14 protein-coding genes and 1 other annotated feature are annotated in these 19,454 nt (G+C 55.0%); of the genes, 4 read left to right on the top strand and 10 right to left on the bottom strand.

The genetic code is table 11. From position 1 onward, the window contains the following. Positions 1 to 11: 11 nt before the first annotated feature. From JCR24_RS01325 to JCR24_RS01310, 4 genes are read right to left on the bottom strand one after another with little or no spacing between them, the layout of a single operon-like run. A complete protein-coding gene (locus JCR24_RS01325) occupies positions 12 to 1,676 on the bottom strand; it encodes a GspE/PulE family protein (RefSeq protein WP_238979945.1) in 1,665 nt (554 codons plus the stop codon). After that, positions 1,673 to 3,043, bottom strand: a complete 1,371-nt coding sequence (locus JCR24_RS01320) for a G5 domain-containing protein (protein WP_238979944.1) — start codon at positions 3,041 to 3,043, stop codon at positions 1,673 to 1,675. Before JCR24_RS01320 ends, JCR24_RS01325 begins: the two co-directional genes overlap by 4 nt. A 16-nt stretch (positions 3,044 to 3,059) precedes the next feature. Continuing rightward, positions 3,060 to 3,839: a PRC-barrel domain-containing protein gene (locus JCR24_RS01315; protein WP_171698037.1), complete on the bottom strand. Its 780-nt coding sequence runs from the start codon at positions 3,837 to 3,839 to the stop codon at positions 3,060 to 3,062. After that, complete coding sequence (locus JCR24_RS01310; RefSeq protein ID WP_238980006.1) at positions 3,829 to 5,445, bottom strand: hypothetical protein; 1,617 nt, start codon at positions 5,443 to 5,445, stop codon at positions 3,829 to 3,831. Before JCR24_RS01310 ends, JCR24_RS01315 begins: the two co-directional genes overlap by 11 nt. A gap of 143 nt (positions 5,446 to 5,588) precedes the next feature. On the opposite strand from JCR24_RS01310, the gene JCR24_RS01305 reads away from it, so the two are divergent. From JCR24_RS01305 to JCR24_RS01295, 3 genes are read left to right on the top strand one after another with little or no spacing between them, the layout of a single operon-like run. Further along, entirely contained in the window at positions 5,589 to 6,209 is a 621-nt protein-coding gene (locus JCR24_RS01305) for a type IV pilus modification PilV family protein (protein WP_160269979.1), read from the top strand. After that, positions 6,193 to 6,771 (top strand): PilW family protein, encoded by a 579-nt coding sequence (locus JCR24_RS01300; protein ID WP_238979943.1) that lies wholly within the window; start codon positions 6,193 to 6,195, stop codon positions 6,769 to 6,771. The genes JCR24_RS01305 and JCR24_RS01300 overlap by 17 nt, the downstream gene beginning before the upstream one ends. 43 nt (positions 6,772 to 6,814) lie before the next feature. Further along, the gene (locus JCR24_RS01295; protein ID WP_238979942.1) at positions 6,815 to 8,521 is read left to right on the top strand and encodes a hypothetical protein; all 1,707 of its coding nucleotides are present in this window, start codon (positions 6,815 to 6,817) and stop codon (positions 8,519 to 8,521) included. Between the two features lie 94 nt (positions 8,522 to 8,615). On the opposite strand, the gene JCR24_RS01290 is transcribed toward JCR24_RS01295, so the two are convergent. The 3 genes from JCR24_RS01290 to JCR24_RS01280 all read right to left on the bottom strand — a co-directional run bounded on the left by JCR24_RS01290 (position 8,616) and on the right by JCR24_RS01280 (position 15,103). Then, positions 8,616 to 10,880: a VWA domain-containing protein gene (locus JCR24_RS01290; RefSeq protein WP_238979941.1), complete on the bottom strand. Its 2,265-nt coding sequence runs from the start codon at positions 10,878 to 10,880 to the stop codon at positions 8,616 to 8,618. 68 nt (positions 10,881 to 10,948) lie between these two features. Then, a complete protein-coding gene (locus JCR24_RS01285; RefSeq protein WP_238979940.1) occupies positions 10,949 to 12,244 on the bottom strand; it encodes a bifunctional folylpolyglutamate synthase/dihydrofolate synthase in 1,296 nt (431 codons plus the stop codon). 216 nt (positions 12,245 to 12,460) lie between these two features. Then, complete coding sequence (locus JCR24_RS01280) at positions 12,461 to 15,103, bottom strand: valine--tRNA ligase (protein WP_238979939.1); 2,643 nt, start codon at positions 15,101 to 15,103, stop codon at positions 12,461 to 12,463. A gap of 100 nt (positions 15,104 to 15,203) precedes the next feature. Next, positions 15,204 to 15,533: a binding site (T-box leader), on the bottom strand. A 139-nt stretch (positions 15,534 to 15,672) separates the two neighbouring features. On the opposite strand from JCR24_RS01280, the gene JCR24_RS01275 reads away from it, so the two are divergent. After that, positions 15,673 to 15,861, top strand: a complete 189-nt coding sequence (locus JCR24_RS01275; RefSeq protein ID WP_011232115.1) for a hypothetical protein — start codon at positions 15,673 to 15,675, stop codon at positions 15,859 to 15,861. Between the two features lie 38 nt (positions 15,862 to 15,899). On the opposite strand, the gene ysxE is transcribed toward JCR24_RS01275, so the two are convergent. The 3 genes from ysxE to hemL form a co-directional block, all read right to left on the bottom strand. Then, entirely contained in the window at positions 15,900 to 16,931 is a 1,032-nt protein-coding gene (gene ysxE / locus JCR24_RS01270) for a spore coat protein YsxE (protein ID WP_238979938.1), read from the bottom strand. A gap of 43 nt (positions 16,932 to 16,974) precedes the next feature. After that, the gene (spoVID, locus tag JCR24_RS01265; protein ID WP_015375522.1) at positions 16,975 to 18,030 is read right to left on the bottom strand and encodes a stage VI sporulation protein D; all 1,056 of its coding nucleotides are present in this window, start codon (positions 18,028 to 18,030) and stop codon (positions 16,975 to 16,977) included. A gap of 118 nt (positions 18,031 to 18,148) precedes the next feature. Beyond that, positions 18,149 to 19,438, bottom strand: coding sequence for a glutamate-1-semialdehyde 2,1-aminomutase (gene hemL / locus JCR24_RS01260; protein WP_031407912.1), 1,290 nt, complete (start codon positions 19,436 to 19,438; stop codon positions 18,149 to 18,151). Positions 19,439 to 19,454 lie beyond the last annotated feature (16 nt).

Genomic DNA, 19,454 nt, shown 5'->3' with positions numbered 1-19,454 from the left:
CGTCTCACCCATCAATGCAAAATGGCCACTTTCAGCACTTCTTCAAGCGTGGTCAACCCTTGCTTCACTTTCAACAGCCCATCATCCAGCAAAAAAATCATTTTGTTTTGCAGGGCAAGCTCGCGCAATTTCGAAAACGGCTCGTTGTTTAAAATGACGCGCCGCATCTCATCGGTGACAATAAGCAGCTCGTGAATCGCCAGCCGTCCGCGGTAACCGGTCATGTTGCACGTCGGGCAGCCGCGGCCGCGGACAAGTTGATGAACCTCAATGCCGCGGCGGGCGAAAATGTCCCTCTCCCGCTTTGTCGGCTCATACACCTCTTGACAGTCGCGGCAGACGCGGCGCACAAGCCGCTGCGAGACAACGCCGGCGAGCGATGTGGCCACTAAAAACGGCTCAATCCCCATATCGATCAGGCGGGTGATCGTGCTTAATGCATCGTTCGTATGGAGCGTGCTCAACACTAAATGACCGGTGAGCGAAGCGCGGATCGCCACTTCCGCCGTCTCGCGGTCGCGAATCTCCCCAACCATGATGATGTTCGGGTCTTGACGCAAAATCGAGCGGAGCCCTTGGGCGAACGTCAAGCCGACATTCGGGTTGACTTGAATTTGGTTGACGCCTTCGATCTGATATTCGACTGGATCTTCAATCGTAATAATGTTCACGTGCTCGCTGTTTAAATGGTTGAGCGCCGCATAGAGCGTCGACGATTTCCCCGAACCGGTCGGCCCGGTGATCAAGACGATGCCGTTCGGCCGCTCGATCAAGCGGATGAATCGATCTAAATTAATCGGATTGAAGCCAAGTTTATGAATATCGTTTAAAGCTGCGCCCAAGTCGAGGACACGCATGACGATTTTCTCACCGTATACGGTCGGCAGCGTTGAAACGCGCAAATCAACCGGATGAAAATCGATGTCCATTTTGATCCGTCCGTCTTGCGGCACGCGGTGTTCGGTGATGTCCATATTGGCCAAAATTTTAATTCTCGCCGTTAACATGCTTTGCATATGTTTCGGCAGCGCGCGCTCGGTGCGAAGCAGGCCGTCGATCCGATAGCGGATGAGCACTTTCGTCTCCTGTGGATCGATATGAATGTCGCTCGCCCGCTGTTCAACAGCAAGCTGCAAAATTTGGTTCACCAAACGAACGATGGGAGAATCGTCCTCAGCAGCCCGCTCGTCGTCGCGCACCTCAGGCGGCGGCGTTTGCAAAAAATCCTCAAATGCTTCGTCGATGTCGTAATATTTATTGATCGCCCGCAAAATATCGTCTTTTGAAGCGATCGCCGTTTCAATTTGAAACCCGGTCGACAGGCGCAAATCGTCGATGGCAAAAAAATCCATCGGATCAGCCATGGCAACGAGCAGCCGATCGCCTTCCACCTTGAGCGGCATGACCATATGGCGGCGGGCAAACTCTTTCGGCACGAGGTTTGTCGCTTTCGGATCGATCGGGTACCGGTACAAACTGACGTGCGGAATGCCGAGCTGAAACTCGAGCGCCTCAATCAGCTGCTGTTCCGTGATGTAGCCGCGCTGCAACAAGGCGTCGCCGAGCTTTTGCCCGGGCGCCTTCTCGCGCAGCGCCTCGGCCAGCTGGCTTTCGGTGATCAACCCCGCTTCGACAAGCAAATCACCAAGCCGTTTCCGTTCCTGCTTTTTGCTCATTTGTCCTCTCCTCCGCCCGCATCCGTCTTCTCTTCACTGCCAGCGGCGGGGGCCGATTCCCCGTTGCCCGCCTCATCGCCTTTCTTTGACCCGGTCCGGCTCTCTATATTCCCACCGCTGTTTTCCGCAGTCGAATCCGGTTGGTTCGCCGCTCCGTTGTTTTCCGTCACCCCATTCGCCGGCTCCATCGTTCCGCCTTCTCCGTCGCCGCTTTGCCCAACATTGCTTTCCGGCACTTCAAGGCCGCGCACGTTAATCGTATACGTTGGCGGATAAAAATCTTCGCTTATCGTTTCTTTGCGCACGAGCCGAGCGCCGTCACGCACTTCGCGTTCCACCGTCACAACCAGCCCCGGCCGCCCGATCTGTTCCGTCCTCTTCTCGCCCGGCGCCAGGCGCGCGTCATAGCGGACGATGACACGCGGTTCGATAGACTCCGCCTCGCCCAGGCGAATGATATATTGATAGGCAAACGGCAACCCGATAATGGCAACACGCACCTTTCGTCCATCATGCCGGAGAAGAAGCGTGTAGTCGGTCGTGTTGGGGTTGAACCATTCCAAATCGCGGCCGCCGCTAATGGCCGCCTCAAAACCGGGCGTCACTCCATCCGGCAACATACGGCTCGTATAGCGCTCCACGACAGTGAAATTGGTCGCCAGCACCGCCCGGTACACCGCTGAAGCGATCGCATCGGCCGCTTCATCGGACAAATCGGCCTTCGCCTTTTTCATATAATCGCCAAACGAAAACAGCTGTTTCGCCTTGATCACCGCGCGCCGCTCGCCAGACAGCCAGCGGACGGCCGAAGAGTCAGGCACCGATGCGGCCGCTTCGCTGACGACCAGCTGCCGGCCGTTTGCCAACGATATGTAGCGAGCCAAGTCGATCGGAGATGATGACTTTTGCAGCTGAGCCGCCTGTCCCTCTAAATCCGCCCCAAGCTTCTTGATGTCAAGCGCCGATAACGCCGCCGGCGGAACGATGGCTGCCGCCGCTTGGAGGCATTTTTCTAAATCAGCGATCACAAACAGCGGCGTGCGCCTCCCGTCGACAAACCGCTTCGTGCTCTCGGCAAGACGGAACGCAAACGCGTCCGCCGGCAGGTCAATGCGCTTTTCTTGGTACTGCAAAGAAATGGAAGCGGTCGCCCGCCACTCGTTCACCCGCTCGACAACCGCCTGTCGGGCTCTTTCCGGCGTCATGCCGGAGAGTGACACTGGACCGACCGCCGTGCCCGGGCCAAGGCGGCCGTCATCCGGGGCCAAAACATCATAGGCGAAGGTGCCCAGATGCGAAAAAGCGATAAAATAAACGGTGCAAACAGCCATGACAACAAACAATTTCCACGCGGCAGCCTTTTTCACCGCCGACCCTCCTCCATTACGCCTCCACATTCATCGAGACATCGACGATGACGCTTGGCCCCGCCTCTTGCGCCTTGCGCACATCCTCTTCTCCAAGCAGAGTGCCCGCTTTAAACAGCAGGCGGCCGTCTGCATCATAAATATCTTTTGTCAGCCGTTTTCCAGCCAACAGCGCAACTTGTTTTTCCCTCAGCGACTGCAGCGCTTCAACATTTTCCGCGCTTTCGGCCATCGCCTCCATTTGCGCGGAAACGTCCTCTTCCGCCATAACGCTGGTTGGCTCGATGCTCTCTGCCTTCAACAACTCCGCCGGGTCATCAAGAAGCGACTCGTTCGCTCCGTCGTTGATGATCAAAATATCTTTGCCGTACGTCAACACTTCCGAGGCCGGCAGCACCGCTTCCCCTTTCTCGAGCTGAAGAGCGATGCCGACAATATCCCCTGACTCTTCATCAACAAAAAACTCGCGGGCTTCGCCGAGCAGCTGCCCTTTTCGCGTGATGGCTTTCGTATTTTTAATCCGGATTTGCTTATTGACGAGCTGATTGGCGATCGGAATTTCCGAGAGGTCAATCACATCGTGCCCTTGCTCCACCGTCACGGCAAACTCGCCGATGCCGACGACTTTTTTAAACGGAATGGCCTTTAAACTGAGTTGCACATCGTCTTGTTCGACGGTCAAAAAATCGATCGATCCTTTGTCCGGGTTGATCACCAAACTTTTCACCGTGCCGATTTGTGCACCGTCAGCAATGCTGATGATCGGCAGCCCAATGATTTGCGCGCTAGCTTTCATCTTGTTCACCCCAACTGTTTAGTGTTGCGGCAAACTGCCGCCAAAGCGCCAACTCTTCGGCCACAGCCGGATAGGCGCGAAAACGGTCAGCGAGCTCCTCGAGCCACGCTGCGAGCTTGCCGTACTGTTGTTCTACTACATAATGTTCCATTAACAAACGGGCCAATACGTAATAGTCGCGGTCAGAAAGCGGAGCGTCCAAACAGCGGCGTATGCAGCGCTCGTAATCGGCGGCGCCCAAACGACGGCGGTTGAGGCGCAATTCAAGAACGACCGCCTGCACGACTTCCGGACCGATCATTCGCGCTGGCCGTTCGCTCTCTTTCTCCCGCCGGCTTTCCGTTTGCCCATCTTCTTCCGGCTCGCGGCGCTCGGTTGATTGTTCGCCTTCCGACCGGCCATGCTCCGCTCGTTGCCCTTCCTGCCTGTCAGGCTCTGCTTTCATCGCGTCCTCCTGACGGGGCGGTTCGGCAGCCTCGTCCGTTTCCGGCAGCGAACAGTCGACAATACCCGGCATTGCTTCTTCCAAAAGCGCCCCTTCACGCGGCATTGCCTGGCCGGAAGGCAGCCCGTTTTCTACAGCAGAAACGCCCGCCGAGCTAGAAGACATGAACGCGGAAAGTTGCCCCTCCTCTTCTTCATGGCTGAGATCAAGCGCCTGCAACAGGCCGCGGCCGTCGGCGGCCGCTCCCGCCTGCAGCACCGCCGCTTCGATGTCTGGCGTCATCGAGACAGGCAGCTCATCGAGCCAATCGCGCAGACGGCGCGCCGGCTCAACATTCAGCCCGCCACCGTCACCCGTCATGGCGGTCGGCTCTACTGCATCCAAATCCAAGGCGGACAACTTCTCCAGCTCCACACGATCCGAATCCAACGGGAAAAACTCCTCTTGCTCGGCATCGTCTCGGTCCACGGAGCGCATTTTTTGCTCCGCATCGGCCGAATCCAACGAAAGCAGCTCCTCCGGCTCGGTTTGATCCGCTCCGGGATCGGAAGCGGCTTCCTCTATGCCATCCATCGATCGAAGCAAGAAAACAGTCTGTTCTTCCCAGGGCTCCTCGCTGGATTTCGGCGCCCGCTCCGTCTCTCCCGAAGCTGCTTCCGACTCTGCAGGCGACGCTCCTGAAGCGGTGTTACCGGTTTCCTGCACGTGCGATCGCAACGCCTCCCCACCCGAGTCAGCGCCTTGAAATTCCCTAGAAGCGCCGTTTTGTCCAAAAGCTGCCGGCCAGGCCGAATCGACTAGATTTTCCGTTGCATTCTGGACCATCGTCCCGTACCTATCGCCCGCTGCCGTCCGGTCGCCACTCTCTTTCCATCCTCCCTTTCTCCGTTCCCCAGCTTCCTCCGTCTCCACCGACCGGTAAAGAAGCGGACCGAACCAACGATCAAGCAAATACGAGCCCGCCAACAGCAAAAGCCCGACGAGCAGGACGATTTGCCATAACGGAATCGCCGATTCGGCCAACTGCGCCAGCCCCGCAGCCAAAAAGGCAGCCGCCACCACCGCCGCGCCCCCGGCCCTGCTGAAGCCAAGCGGCAGCAGCCAAACGGCCAACAGCGCCACTATGAATGCAACAACGTAAACAACCGCCTCTTTCCACATGCCCACCCGTTCCTTCCCGGCGTATCATTGGCAATAACGCGACAAATATGCCATTGCTCGTTCTCTTATCCTAAAATTCTACATGGTTCGACTCGAAAATATTGTATAATAAAGTTACATATTTTGAAAGAAGGTTATGACAAATGGCGGGAAGCAATTTTCCTCTTCCTAGTCGTCAAGCAGGATTTACGTTGATCGAAACGTTGCTGGCCATCACTCTTTTATCGGGCGTCGCGATCGGTTTGTTTTACTTTTTCACGAATGCGATGATGCATACGTCTTACAACCAAGGTCGGACGGTGGCCGTCAACGTCGCCCGCGGCGTCGCTGTCTATTTTGAAAAAAACGCAGATTTCTCCCGGCTAAAAGAGTATATGGAAGACCATCAAACACCGTTTCTTGAGCTAACAAAAGACGATTGCGGCAACGAATCGTTGGCGGCGCTGTTTTTTCCCGGTGAATCTGGCCAACTGCATACGGTATGTGAAGCGCAGTTCGCCCCGAAAATCAACAATGTCCGTTACGAAGCTTCCGTTTACCTTGTCCGATACGACAAGGAGGCATGGGATGCATTCACTTCATCGTCGAAATTCACTTCCTTGCCTGCGCCGCTGCAGGCGCGCATCCGCGCTGAAACGGAAAAAGCAGCCGAATCAAACGCCGGCGGCTACATGATCAAATTATACACCTCCGTCCGTTGGGGCGAGCGCACGAACGAGACGGCGTGGGTCGAAGGAGTGATCACCGATGAAACAATCCGCTAGAAGCGAAGCCGGCATGACGATGATCGAGCTGTTGGCCGCCGTTTCCATTTCTTTGCTCATCATCGGCGCTATCTACACGGTGTTTTTAACCGGCATTCGCGCCTACGAGCGCATCGGCATCGAAAACGACTTGCGCAGCGAAGCGGACTACGCCATGGCCCGAATAATGAACGAGCTGTACACGCTCTCTCCGGATGGAATGGAAAGTCAAGAAGAAAACAAGCCGTTAACGGCCGTCACTTTTGTGAAAAACCAAGAATTCAAAGCCGATGCGGACACCGGGCTTGTCTCCCGTGAAAAGAAAAAGCCGGAAAGCATCGAGCGGATGACGATGTCCATCCAAGACGGCGCGCTCGCGATCAATGGCGAAACGATCACCTCTTCCCGCTTTTTGCTGGACGACTCTTCATCGTTTTCATTCCGTTGCGCACGAAAAGAAGGCAACCTGTGCCGCAGCGGCGTCATGACGATCCGTCTCATTGTCTCCGACCGTCGACACGCCGATCCGAGTGGTTGGCTGTATGTGCCGCCGTTTACATTAACAACAGAATTCGGCTTTTAAGTATTGCGTTCCGAAATTTTGTCCTATGAAGGGAGGGGCCGCGATGAACCGACTGCGCTTGAACGCTGCTGGCTACAGCTTGGTGACAACAATGCTCATGATCACCCTCTTTTTTTTGCTCGGCTTGACGATTTTAACAGTCGCCGTCCAGCAAGCGCGATTTACCGCGGTGCGCGTCGAGAACATCGAATCGTTTCATGAAGCCAAAACAGCGCTTAATGAAGCAATTGCTGGACTTAAAGCTGAGCTTTCAGACGACGATTTTTTTGTTCGTCATGACATTTTCACCCCCAGTCAATGGGATGCCTTTCTCGGCATTAACGAGGACACCCCCGGCCCGGATACGATCGCCGGCAAGCTGAAAGCGCGCTACGGCGTGGAGGTGGAAGACGTGTCCTATCGCTTGTACAACATTCCGACGAACAAAGTGTTCCTCCGCGCGCTCGATTTGTCCAAACCGTTTACGGACGGCCATCGCGAGCGGAAAGTCAAACGGCTCGTCTTTTTAACAAATACGCCCAGCTTTCTCAAATACGCGCTCGGATCAAAAGAAACAGTCATCTTAAACGGCGGCGTCTACGTGGAGCAAGGAAACGTATACGCCGGACAAAGCGCTTACATCAGCAACGCGGCAAACTACGTGAAAAAAAGCGGCGAGTTAACGATCGCTCCTATCGATGCCGGACTGCCCGCATCAATGAGCGATTCGATTTGGCACATTCATGACAAGCTGCTGTTTTCATGCACGCAAACGAGCAGTTGCTGGAAGACTGGCGGCCGAGCTTTCCAAATGGAAGAAGGCCTTTTCTTCCCAGGATGGCCGGACGATGGCGGCCCTCTCATTCAACAAGAGACGGACGATTTCATCGATACTGATTTCGAGCGCACCGTGAAAGATAAATTGCTTCAAGCGGCCGGTCTCTCGCCGTTGTCGCCTGAAACCCAACAAGCGTATATCGAGCGCATTGAAAACGATCACCAGCCGCCGCTCGATGTAGCGCGGGAGCTTGAGCAAGAAGGGAAATTGGCTCGGGTCGTGACAGACGACGAAACGCCGTATGAACAATCCATCAATCAGATGCCAAAAGACAAGCCGCTTTGGTTGGACGCAGAAGGGAAGGAGATCACCCTTTATCGCGACATTGACGTGCGGCAAAATGGCCAAAACCAATGGCTCATTGTCAATGGCGATCTCCGCATTGAAGGACCGACAAAATCAACAGCGGCTGTACGCGGCAATTTGATCGTGTTCGGTGATTTGACGCTCACCGGAAACTTGGCGTTGAACGCGAGCATTTACGTCACTGGCAAGACGACCATTTACAACAGCCATATCGACGGAGCGGATGGAAAAGGGCTCGTGTTGTTGTCCAAAGGCACGCTCGATATCGCCCGCATCAATGAATTTCAAGACTCAAGTGAAATCCCGAACTTAAAAGGGTATTTTTATACGGACAGCAGCGCGACGATTTATGCTGTCGGATCGTATTTGTACATTGAAGGCGGGTTGTTCGCCCGCGGGAACGGAGCGGCTGCTCCGGATACAGACATCAACGGGCTCGTCATCAACGCCTTTCGCGGCCGGATCGAGCCGAAAGACGGTGAGCCGGGGAACTTCATTCCAAGCTCTGACATGCAACAATCTCGTCTGATCATCAAATATAATCCACGGGTGTTAGTCGAACAAGGAACAGGATTGCCGTTTGTCAATCAAATCTCGCTCGTCGCCGACCGGCTTGAAGTTGAGTGAACGAAGACGGCTAAATTCCCTCTCTCATCCTCTCGATCCCCTGGACAAACGAAAAAAAGCGGCTCTCCAATTCAGGAGGCCGCTTTTTCCATCATCACCAACGCCCACCACTGCTGCCGCTTCCCCCCTCATCTTCACGCGGTTGGACAAAGACCCACACTGAGGCTTGAATTGGCCTGCCATCCGGCGTTCTCGCATTGGCGGTCGCCGTCACAACCGCGTAGCCGACATCCACTGCTTCCAAATACCATCGGCCATTTTCTTGGACAACATTGACAAAGCGCGGGTCAGACGATGCAACAGAGCGGAGCGTTCGGTCGCTTGCATTTTCCGGAATAAAGCGGAGCTCTGGCGCCACCTCCAGCCGGTCGCCAACGTTCATGCGTACGATTGGGTTGCGGAACTCCATACCTTGAAGCGCCAGATTCATCACCTTGATGACCGCCGATGCCGACGCGTTGCTGCCGTCAGTCGCGCGGACGGTGATCGTAACCGTTCCAGGCTTTCGCGCTGTCACCATGCCGTTTTGATCTACGGATGCGACATTCGGGTCGCTTGATGTCCACGCAAGCGTTTTGTTCGTCGCGTCGCTCGGAACGATCGTCACTGGAATGGTTTGCATTTCGTCAACGTTCATCGTCGGTTTGTAATCGCCAAGCGTCAAGCTATGAACCTTAACAACGATCGAGATCGTGGCCGATTTTGCGATCGGCGGCTGCAGTTGCCCATACACATCGCGGTATGTCAACTCTGCGGTCAACGTATAGGTCCCTTTTTGCTTAAAGGAGACGGAAACCGGAATCGTAATAGGAGCCGGCGCCGGCTTCCCGACCTCATACGGAATCGAAAACGAAATATACGCATTTTGCTTATTTTCATCCAGCCATACTTGGCCGTTTTCCGCAACGGCGACATTGCCGCCAAACGACGAAAGCGGGATGCGGATCGTTCCTGTGATCGCCGGCGTGGTGGCAAGCTGGGAAAACTGTTGGAACAAGGCGGTCAAATTTTGCGTCGTTCCTTGCCGCGCCTCGCCGCCGGCAGTCGCGGACAGCGTTTGCAAAAAGCTCATATCGACTTCATCGTTGCTGCCAAAACCGATCGAATAAAGCGTAATATTGTTCATTCCGAGCGCCTTAGCCACATTGATAGCATGATCACGAATTTTCTTCTCTATGCTGCTGTAACTAAATGGATAGTCGCTTCGACCTAGAGGGATATCAGCACCGTTTACATAGTCCCATCCGTCGCTTGTAAACAAGCGGGAAAAACCGCGTTTGTCGATAAAACGAATGCCGGCCTTTCCATTTGTATACAATTCGTACGTCAGCGGCAACGGCGCCGTGATTTTTTCTCCTGTATAGTAGTAGAACCAAAGAATCCGTTCGACTTCCCGATAGGTGATTGTTTCTGTTGCGTTAAGGGTGGTCGGCATCCCGTCTGTCAAGAAAATTACATACTTTTTGCGCACCGGGTCGTTAAAATACGACTGCGCAAGCGACAGCGCCGCCGAATAGTTCGTGCCGCCTCCAGCGGTCAAACTGTCGCCGACCGTCCGAATTTTCTCGAGTTGGGCGGCGACATTCGGCTGATCCCCAAACGGAACGACTTGTTTCACTTGGTCGGAAAACGGAATGAGGGCAAACCGGTCGTTCGGATGCGAATGGGCTTTAAAGTAATCGACAGCCGAACGGAGCGCCGTCTTGGCGCTCGAAAGCTTCTCCCATGTCATCGAGCCCGAGACGTCAAACACAAACACAACATCGATCGGCGGACGGACGGGCGACGAAACGGCCCCTTGTGGAATGAGCGTCACATCGAGCCGGCCTTGGGCATCGCCGTTCGGCGGCTTAGCGTATTCCGGCTGTGAAAACGCAAGGGAAAAATCCAATTTCGCCGTGCTCGCCTCCATTTGCCTCGTATATAGATAAGGCATCTGTGGAAATGAAAAATACACATCCTCTTTTCCATTTCCCAACACGCGATACGCATCGACAGTGATTTGGTAAGTCGCCCTTGTTCCCGAAGCCGACGGCCACTTCCCGCGCATATCAAGAGAAAACGTATATTTTTTCTCCCCGTTTCGGTCCGCCGGCGCTTCCACCGCTTCGGCTCGGTAGCTGACTGCCGCGCCGCTTTGTTCCTTCGGCTGAATGCGAATCATAAAGTAGCGAATGCTGTTCCCTTGCCCGTTGCCGCTCCCTGGTGCGGTCGCCCATCCCTCGATCTTCTCATCCGAAACGAACGTAATGGCCCCCTCTGTTTGATCGGCATACACAACACCTGCTTTCATCGGCCATAGGCTTGTCATCAGCCAAAACAACATTCCCCATAAAAGCCAGCCGCGCCACCGCTCCATGCGCCTCCCCTCCCACGCCAAAAGGACTATCTTTCTTCCATTATATCAAGCCTTTTCATCGCTTGGCATTATTTTTTTAAACGTTTTCGCACTTCAGATATAAAGTAAAGCGATCCCGTAATGAGCAGCAACTCATTTCTCCCCATTCGGTTTTTCTTCCCATCGACCCAGCCGATCCAATCACCTGTCACCGCTTTCTGCGGATGAGACGAAAGGTCCGCCAACTGTTCCGCTGCTGCCGCGCGCGGAAAATCAAACGTGGTAAACGTGATCGTATCCGCGAGCTCATCAAGCCGTTGAATCATCCGCTCAAGCGGCTTGTCCGCCAAAGCGGCAAACAAGACATGGACGCGTTTGTCCGGATAATGGGCGCGCACCGTCTCCACGAGCGAGCGAATCCCGGCTTCGTTATGGGCGCCATCGAGAATGATGAGCGGTTTGTCGCTCACCCGCTCAAACCGGCCGGGCCAAGCAGCTGCAGCCAGCCCATCGGCGATATGCTCCGGGTCGATCAAAAACGAATAGCCAAGCCGCAATAGTTCGGCCGCCATCACCGCCACCGCCGCGTTTTCGACTTGATGGGCGCCGGGCATGTGAATGCGCACATCGCGGTATTCAGAAAACGGCGTGACAAGCGAAAACTGCTCCCCTTCCACCGTCGCCTGCCGGTCGGAAACAATGAAATCGACGCCGAGACGATATGTTTTCGCCTTCCGCTCCGCCGCCGTTTTGGCGATCACTTCCCACGCCTCCGGTTCCTTCACCGCCGTCACAAGCGGCACGCCCGATTTGATGATTCCGGCTTTCTCCGCGGCGATTTGCCCAAGCGTATCGCCTAAAATGTTCATATGATCGTAGCTGACGTTTGTAATGACGGAAACGAGCGGATAAATGATGTTGGTTGAGTCCAAGCGGCCGCCAAGCCCGACTTCGACGAGCACGATGTCTTGAATGTTCTGTTTTCCAAAATAATACAGCATCATCGCCGTGATCACTTCAAACTCGGTCGGCCCGCCAAGTTCTGTCCGTTCCAATTCGTCCGCAAGCGGCTTGATCGTTTGCACGAGCTCTACGATCTCTTCATCGCGAATCGGTTGGCCGTTTATGCTGATTCGTTCGTTAAACTGCTCGACATACGGCGAGGTGAACGTGCCGACCGAATAGCCCGCCGCCTGCAAAATGGAGCGCAAATAGGCGACCGTTGACCCTTTGCCGTTCGTTCCCCCGATATGGACGGCGCGGACGCGGCGTTCCGGGTGGCCAAGTTTTTCCATCATCCATTCCATCCGTTTCAATCCCGGTTTTATGCCAAGCCGCAGCCGCCCGTGAATCCAAGCGACCGCTTCTTCATACGTTCGAACCATGTCCATCATCCTCCTTTTTCCATTGGTGTCTTGCCGCCCCCTGCCGGCTTCATGCGGCAGATGCGCCACACATCGAGAAGCCTGGTGAAAGCGAGTATATGTTGACAACAAACCTCTTCTCAGAATATGCCAACCTTCCATCATGATCCATCGAAAAAGACGAATCCACAGGAAAGCGGATTCGTCTTCATCATAATCAACAGCTAGATCGTTTGTCTACCGTTTGAGCTCGGCGAGGCGCGCCTTGACGGCTTCGCGTTTTTCCATGTAATCTTGCCGCTTGCGCCGCTCTTCTTCGACGACATGAGCCGGCGCTTTCGCCAAAAATCCTTCGTTCGCCAGTTTCTTTTCGACGCGCTCGACTTCTTTGTTCCATTTGTCAAGCTCTTTTTCAAGCCGCTTAATTTCTTCCTCAATATTGATCAATCCTTCAAGCGGCATGATGAGCTCGGCGCCGGTGACGACCGCCGTCATCGCTTTGTCCGGCGCGGGAACGTTTGTATCGATCAAGAGCTCGCTCGGGTTGCAGAACCGCTCAAGATAGGCGCGGTTTTTCATGAGCACCGCCCGCACTTGTTCATCTTTCACCTTAATATAGAGCGCAATCGGCTTGCTCGGCGGCGTGTTCACTTCGGCGCGGACGTTGCGGACGGCGCGGATGATGTCAACCAACAGCCGCATTTCTTCCGCAGCTTCTTCGTTCGACAGCTCAGGGCGCACTTGCGGCCACGGAGCGACGGTGATCGATTCGCCTTCATGCGGCAAGTTTTGCCAAATTTCCTCGGTAATGAACGGCATGAACGGGTGAAGCAGGCGCATCGTGTTGTCGAGCACATACGCCAACACGGAGCGCGTCGTCTTTTTCGCCGCTTCGTCGTCACCGTAAAGCGGCAATTTCGCCATTTCAATGTACCAGTCGCACAAGTCGTCCCAAATAAAGTTGTACAGCGTACGCCCCGCTTCGCCGAATTCGTATTTCTCAGCGAGCTTCGTCACCGTCTCGATCGTTTCGTTGAGACGCGTTAAAATCCAATGGTCGGCGACCGTTTTTTCGCCGCTCAAATCAAGCTCCTCGTACATCATGCCGCCCATGTTCATCAAGGCAAAGCGCGAGGCGTTCCAAATTTTGTTAGCAAAATTCCACGTCGCTTCGACTTTTTCTGTGCTGAAGCGCAAGTCTTGCCCCGGCGAGCTGCCGGTCGCCAAGAAGTAACGGAGCGCATCGGCGCCGTACTGGTCGATCACATCCATCGGATCGACGCCGTTGCCGAGCGACTTGCTCATTTTCCGCCCTTGGGCGTCGCGGACGAGGCCGTGGATGAGCACGTCTTTGAACGGGCGCTTGCCGGTGAATTCGAGCCCTTGGAAAATCATGCGCGACACCCAGAAGAAAATAATGTCATAGCCGGTGACCAGCACATCGGTCGGGTAGTAGCGCTTGTAATCCGGCGATTCTGTATCCGGCCAGCCCATGGTCGAGAACGGCCAAAGCGCCGAGCTGAACCATGTGTCGAGCACATCGGGGTCTTGTTCCCAGTTTTCGATGTCTTTGGGCGGCTCATGGTCGACGTACACTTCACCCGTTTCTTTATGGTACCAAGCTGGAATCCGGTGCCCCCACCAAAGCTGGCGCGAGATGCACCAGTCGCGGATGTTTTCAAGCCAATGCAAATACGTTTTTTCAAACCGTTCCGGCACGAACTGCACTTTGCCGTCCGTTTGCTGGAGCTTGATGGCGGCTTCGGCGAGCGGCTTCATTTTCACGAACCATTGCGTCGACAAATACGGTTCAATAACTGCGCCGCTTCGTTCGCTATGGCCGACCGAGTGAACATGCTCTTCAATCTTAAAGAGAACGCCTTGTTCTTGCAAATCGCGGACGATCCGTTTCCGGCATTCAAACCGGTCAAGCCCTTGGTATTGCAAGGCGTTTTCGTTCATCGTGCCGTCTTCGTTCATGACGAGAATGCGCGGCAAGTTGTGGCGGTTCCCGATTTCAAAGTCGTTCGGGTCGTGCGCCGGCGTAATTTTGACCGCCCCAGAGCCGAACTCCATGTCGACGTACTCATCGGCAATGATCGGAATTTCACGGCCGACGATCGGCAGCTTGACCGTTTTGCCGATCAAATGCTTGTACCGCTCGTCATCCGGATGCACGGCAACGGCCGTATCGCCGAGCATCGTCTCCGGACGGGTCGTCGCCACTTCGATGAAGCCGGAGCCGTCGGCGAGCGGATAGCGCATATGGTAGAGCGCGCCTTTCACTTCTTTATAAACCACCTCAATGTCCGACAACGCCGTTTTCGTCACCGGGTCCCAGTTGATGATGTACTCGCCGCGGTAAATAAGCCCTTTCCGGTAGAGCGAGACGAACACTTCGCGCACCGCTTTGGAAAGCCCTTCGTCAAGCGTAAACCGCTCGCGCGTGTAATCAAGCCCAAGCCCTAACTTCGCCCATTGACTGCGAATATGGCCGGCGTATTCTTCCTTCCACTTCCACGTTTCTTCTAAAAATTTTTCCCGGCCTAAATCGTAGCGCGACAGCCCTTGCTGGCGCAATTTTTCCTCGACTTTCGCCTGGGTGGCGATGCCGGCGTGATCCATTCCCGGAAGCCACAAAACGTCATACCCTTGCATCCGCTTCATGCGCGTAATGATGTCTTGCAGCGTCGTATCCCACGCATGCCCTAAGTGCAATTTGCCGGTGACGTTGGGCGGCGGGATGACGATCGTAAACGGTCGTTTGTTCGGATCACCGGTCGCTTCAAAAAATTTTCCTTTCAGCCACCATTCGTAGCGCCCGGCTTCAACGGCGCGATGGTCGTATTTCGGCGGCATCGACACTTCGTGCTGTGCCATGTTTCATTTCCCTCCTTCAACATGATGGACAATGCGGCCGACGGCGGCTTCCCACTAAGCAATGCCGCACAGCCGGCAAGCTAAAAAGCCCCTTTCATCCAAAAAGGACGAAAGGAGCTGCTTTCGCGGTACCACCTTTTTTCTTAAGCCTAGAAGGCTGGTGATGAAGAGAACCGCAACACGGCCAACCCACCGGTGAAACATCGGCTGGCGAGCCCACAATCAGTTTGGTTGACCGGCCTTCTAGAAGCTTAAGCGCTTCATTGGCATAACGGCATGATGCCGGCTTCCTCTACTCGGCAGCAGCGCCTTTCAAAGAAGCAGCTCAAGGGCGACCTTCCAGCAGCCGTCATCCTAGGAAATCTCGCAGCTTCCGATTTCCCTCTCTGCAGGCGCGGACCGCTGTACTCCTCCCCGTCTTCGCTTTTGTCGTCATGATTCGATTATTATACTACCATTGTCCATCATCTTTGCCAAGTTTTTATTTATTTATTCCATCCGTGTGCATTTGGTGACAAACCATCGCACGTTTCATATTGTATAGTAAACCGGAGAAGGAGGGAATGTCGATGCGGCGATTCAACCCGTATTCGTGGCCGCCGTGGCTGAGGCAAGTGCGCGCCGTCTGCGCCCAAGTGATCATCCCGCTCACCATTTTTCAAGCGATCCGCACCATTTTTCTGCCAACAACGTTTGATGTCATTTTATTGGCCATCTTCGTTTTCATTGCGGTGGCGCTCCATCTGGAATGGATTTAGTGCGACGCCGTTTTGTTTGGGCTGCATTCAAAACCCATTTAATCATTGCTGCTTTCATCCGCCGGCGGTTCGTTGTCTACCGCTTCTTCCTGCTGCCGCACGGCGTCGCGTTGGACAAGGTGCATAACGAGCGCCTCCATATTTTTGAACGCCAAATAACGACGCTGCAACGCGGCCACATATTCCCGTTCGTTCCGCTCGTTTCGCGAAGCGGCCTCATACCGCTCCAAACAGCGGACAAACCCACGCGGCTCCGCCAAATGGCTGTATAAAAACGCCCGCTCCCCGTCGGACAGCGGCAACTCCTTCTCGTACTCCCCCATCCCTTCAAGCCACTCGCGCCCAAGCGGCGGCATTGTCTGTACGTGAAAACGGAGCGCGGCGATCACATCAAAGAGCGGCGAATTCCAATGCGCCCGCTCCCAACTGATCCAATACGGCGGGATATAGTGGGAGAGGCGCGCTTTGCCGTGCACCCAAGCGATGCGCCATTGCTTCGTCTCTTTGAGCGTCTCTTCCCACACATCGAGCCGTTCTTCAGCGAACGAGTACGCGCGCATCACCTCATGAAAATACGTGCAGCATTGGAGCTGAAACGGAGACATGTACCACGCCGCTTCGTACCGCTCAATCCGTTCTTCCCACACCGTCCGCGCCCGTTGCCATTCGTCCTTTTTTTTCTTTCGGTACGCCGCCGCCTCTTCCTCACTCACCTCGATCGTGCGGACGGTGGTGCGATGGAGGCGGGCGAGCTCGCGAAAAAAGGCGTCCACGGCATCCTTCTCCACCTTTGATTCGCCGTCATGCCATGCTTGCAAATAATAAAGACGGCCGCCTTCTGTGGCAAACAGCGACCGCCGCCGCGTCAGGTAAAGCGGGAGACAACGGGGGCCGCCATGCTGAAGAGACTGCCAAACGGCGGCGGCTTCTTGCTCGCTTTCAAGCGTCTTTAAAGCGAAAACGCCGCGGTTCGTGTATACCTTGACGGCTTTGCCTCGCTGCTCCATGCGCACTGGACGAAGCCCATACTGGACGAGCACAGCATCATATCGGTCAGACTGTGCGGCCATCGTTACGCCCCCTTATCGGCAAAAGAAACGGAAAGCGTCCCTTTTATGAGAAAGGACGGCTTCCCGCCATGGCCGGAATATACAAAAGCTGCCCCTCGTGCACGTCATCTGGGCTTTCCAAATCATTGGCGCGCAAAAGCTGCGAGACGGTCACATCATACCGTTCGGCAATCTTGTCCAATGAATCTCCTTGCTGGACGATGCAAATTTTCAGTTTCGTAAACTCTTCCGCCTCGCTTTTCGCAAACAGTTTCGTCAAGTAAAGCGCATTTTCGCTTTTTGTTTTCGTTTCTTCTTCCTCTTCTTCCTCAACCGCCTTTTTCGCCGCCCCGATCGATACCTTCGCCTCAGTTGGCGGCAGCAGCGAAGCGATGTCTTCCTCCGTCTGTGCGCTGACCGTCTTCGTTTCCGTCTCAAGCGGCAAAAACGGCTCTTTGGCCTCCTCTTCTTCCTCAGCCTCCGTTTCTTCATGACGCATGGCGGCCGGCTCCATGACGGAAACCGTCGTTTCGCCGGCGGCAAAAGCCGGCTGTTCATCCGCCTCATCGGCGAGATCATCCACGGAAGCAAACGCTTCCTCACCGGCCGCTTCCTTGCGGGCGATTGATTCAAACGGGGCAAACAGCGGCTCATCGTCCTCCTCATCGTCCGGCAAATCATCGTCAAGCGGCGCTTCACTGATCCCACTGATCGAAATGTCGGCAGTGATCAGCAATCTTCCGTTTTCATCCAAATCATAATCAAACGATTCAACCGTCACGTATACATCCTCAAGGGAACGAATGCGGTTTTTTGGAATCGTAATATCGATTGGAAACCGGTGCGACAGTTCGCTGATCCCGTCTTCGCGCACCGCAATGTGCTGAATGAACCGATAGCTGGCCAGCTCAAACACGTCGTCATCCGCTTCGGCCTGCCCTTCGTCCGCTTGGCGGAATTCGCCGCTCAACTCAAGCGCGCCGCGGATCGTAATATATTGGTCGTACTCATCGACGGAAATGACCGGATCAAGAGAAATGGATAAAAACTCGGCGACTTCCTGTCCTCTTTTAAACCAGACCGATTCTTCCAATGAAAAACGCAAATACGATTGCTCCAACCGGGCCTCCTCCTTCCGTCCCTTCGGCAAATAGTTTCTATGACATTATCCATTGTATGAACGGAAAAGAGGCGGTATGATAAAAAATTGGGCTGCCGACCGTCGGCAGCCCCTTTCCTTATCCACGCAGACGGGCAAACACCCGCTCAGCAGCGGCAATCGTATATTCAATATCATCATCACTGTGCGCCGTCGACAAAAACAGCCCCTCAAATTGCGACGGCGGCAGGAAAATACCCTCATTCGCCATTTCCTGATAATAGGCGGCAAACAGCTTCAAGTCGGACGTTTTCGCTGTCTCGTAGTTGACCACCGGCTCGTTCGTGAAGAAAAAGCCGATCATCGATCCAGCGCGGTTGATCGTATGCGGAATGCCGTACTTCTCCGCCGCCTGATGAAGACCATCCGCAAGGCGCGCCGCTTTGCGGCCAAGCTCTTCGTACGTTTTCGGCGTCAGCTGGCGGAGCGTCTCGTACCCGGCCGTCATGGCGAGCGGGTTGCCGGAAAGCGTGCCGGCTTGGTACACCGGGCCGCTCGGCGCGACAAGCTCCATGATCTCGGCTTTGCCCCCGTACGCTCCGACTGGCAAGCCGCCGCCAATCACTTTGCCAAGGCACGTCAAATCCGGCTCAATGCCGTAATACCCTTGGGCGCAATGGTAATCGACGCGGAATCCGGTCATGACCTCATCAAAAATCAATAAAGCGCCGTATTGTTTCGTCACCTCGCGCAGCCCTTCCAAAAAGCCAGGCACTGGCGGAACGACGCCCATATTGCCGGCGACCGGTTCGACGATCACCGCGGCGATGTCTTCGCCAAACCGCTCAAACGCATAGCGGACGCTGTCCAAGTCGTTGTACGGCACGGTGATCGTATGCTGGGCGATCGACTCCGGCACGCCCGGGCTGTCCGGCAGGCCGAGCGTCGCCACGCCAGAGCCGGCTTTAATGAGCAGCGAATCGCCATGGCCATGGTAGCTGCCTTCAAATTTGATAATTTTGTTGCGCTTCGTATAGCCGCGCGCTAAACGGAGGGCGCTCATCGTCGCCTCGGTGCCGGAGTTGACCATGCGCACAACCTCGACGGACGGCACCCGCTCGATGACGAGCTTAGCGAGCTCATTTTCAAGCAATGTCGGAGCGCCAAAACTCGTGCCTTGTTCCGCCACGCGCTTCAACGCTTCCACGACCTGCGGGTTGGCATGCCCTAAAATGAGCGGACCCCATGACAGCACATAATCGATGTATTCATTGCCGTCAATATCGTAAATTTTCGCTCCTTGGCCGCGCGCCATAAAAATCGGCGTCATCCCGACCGACTTGAAGGCGCGCACCGGGCTGTTCACCCCGCCTGGCATCAATTTCACCGCTTCTTCGTATGCTGCCTTTGACCGTTCATAGCTCCGCATCATTCCGTCCTCCTCT

The organism is Geobacillus sp. YHL, from assembly GCF_022341265.1.
GTDB lineage: Bacteria > Bacillota > Bacilli > Bacillales > Anoxybacillaceae > Geobacillus > Geobacillus thermoleovorans.
Note: the sequence above shows the minus strand (reverse complement) of the source record. Positions and strands in the feature narration are given on the sequence as shown.